The sequence below is a fragment of the Neisseria sp. P0021.S005 genome (genome assembly GCF_051956955.1).
In genome coordinates this window covers 1-1,828 of the sequence record NZ_JBQCWY010000618.1, presented here as the reverse complement: position 1 = coordinate 1,828, position 1,828 = coordinate 1, and the positions used below count along the sequence as shown (strand labels likewise).

The following is a 1,828-nucleotide window of genomic DNA, read 5'->3' as shown; positions in this document are numbered from 1 at the left end:
TTACATTGCCGGAAGGGTTTGAAGTTCTCGCTGAAAATAAATGAATTATAGATGAAAGGCCGTCTGAAAAATAAAATAGGCTTATATATCAACAGATGATATATCGTAACAATATATTAATAACTGTAAAATTTTTTACGTTTGTATTTTTTACGTTTGTATCAAAAAAAGATAAAATGAAAGAATCAATCGCGAAAGATTGCTATTCACTGAACATTAGGAGAGAAAAAATGACCTGCAAAACCCACGAACATCATGACCACGTTCACGGCGCAAACTGCGGCCACACTGCCATCCAACACGAAGGCCACGTCGATTATCTGCACGACGGCCACCTGCACCATGAGCACAACGGCCACTACGACGAGCATGCTCTGAGTGTCAATAAAACCAACCCTGACGGCTGCCATCCGGTTGACACCTGCCACGGCCACATTCACGGCGAAGGTTGCGGCCACGAAGCTGTACCGCACGGCGATCACGTCGACTACATCGTCAACGGCCGTCTGCATCACCAACACGGCGATCACTGCGACGACCACGGCCCGGTTGAAATCGTTAAATAAAACTGTTTTTCAGACGGCCTTTGATATGGGGCTTCTATAGAAAAAGGGGGTGTATTTTCCCCCCCCCCTTTTTTTGTGGGCTATCTTTTCCTATTAGCCAAAGTCTCTTGCAATAAACTTTTCAGATAATCTCTCTATACAATAAGGTCGTCTGAAAGCCTCAATCCGTATTTGATTTATGTTTTTAAAGCGCTTTTTAAATTAAAGGCCGTCTGAACGTGTAGTTTCAGACGGCCTTTAGTCTTACCAATTCACACGAACTGCCCTGCTGCCGAGCAATGTTTCCAGTTCGTCAAACAAGGCGGTGCTTGGCGTTACAATCCATTTGGGCGCAATTTTCAATTTACCCGATGCTTTGCCGTTGCTGTACGATAGTTGCAGCGGGATGTGCGACGTGTCGGGCAGGCGGTGTGTAGTGAGGATGGCGGCGAGGCGCGTGATGTCGTGGCCGGGGGCGAGGGCGAGGCTGAGGCTGCGGGCGTAGCGTTCGCGCGCCATTTGCAGGGTCATGACTTGGTTTGCCATGATGCGCAGTCCGTCGCCGCCGCCGTAGTCGTCGCGGCTGACTTTGGATTCGATAATCAGCACTTGGTCGGATTTGAGGTAGTCTGCGCAGTTTTCCAGCGTGTGGCCGCTGACCATGATTTCAATCTGTCCGCTCAAATCTTCGAGGCTGACGAAGGCGATTTTGCCGCGTTTGCCCATCATGGTGCGCACGGCGGTAACGAACCCGGCGAGGCGCACGCTGTCTTGCGGTTTCAGACGGCCTAATTTGGTCGGGGCGATTTGGCGGACTTCTTGGGCATAAGGGCCGAACGGGTGGCCGGAGAGGTAGAAGCCGATGACGGTTTTTTCTTCGGCGAGTTTTTCCGATTCGCTCCACATGGGGGCATCGACGAGCTGCACCGGTTCGATGGCGTCTTCCATCATGTCGAAAAGCCCGCCCTGATTGGCGTTGGCGGCTTTTTGGTCGGCGTTGTTCATGGCAAGGTCGATGTTCGCCAAGAGCATGGCGCGGTTGGGTTCGATGCTGTCGAACGCGCCGCCGCGTATCAGGGCTTCGAGGGTGCGGCGGTTCATGTGTTCTTTGCCGACGCGCTCGCAGAAGTTCAAGAGGCCGGTAAACTTGCCGCCGCTTTGCCGCGCGGCGATGATGGATTCGACGGCGGCTTCGCCCGTGCCTTTAATCGCGCCGAGTGCGTAGCGGATTTTCATGTTCGGATACGGCGTGAAGCGGTAGTCGGATTCGTTGATGTCGGGCG

General features: G+C 52.4%; 2 protein-coding genes. One reads left to right on the top strand and one right to left on the bottom strand.

Annotated features, from left to right (window positions below):
- Window positions 1-230: 230 nt before the first annotated feature.
- Window positions 231-566, top strand: a complete 336-nt coding sequence (locus ACTHUE_RS17540) for a hypothetical protein (protein WP_070460500.1) — start codon at window positions 231-233, stop codon at window positions 564-566.
- Between the two features lie 243 nt (window positions 567-809).
- Here ACTHUE_RS17540 and ACTHUE_RS17535 read toward each other — a convergent pair.
- Window positions 810-1,828: helix-hairpin-helix domain-containing protein (locus tag ACTHUE_RS17535; RefSeq protein WP_440403098.1), on the bottom strand; the 1,019-nt coding region annotated here is incomplete at its 5' end.

Excerpts from the sequence above, each read along its gene's own strand:
- ACTHUE_RS17540 (WP_070460500.1), top strand. The coding sequence starts at position 231 with ATGACCTGCAAAACCCACGAACATCATGACCACGTTCACGGCGCAAAC.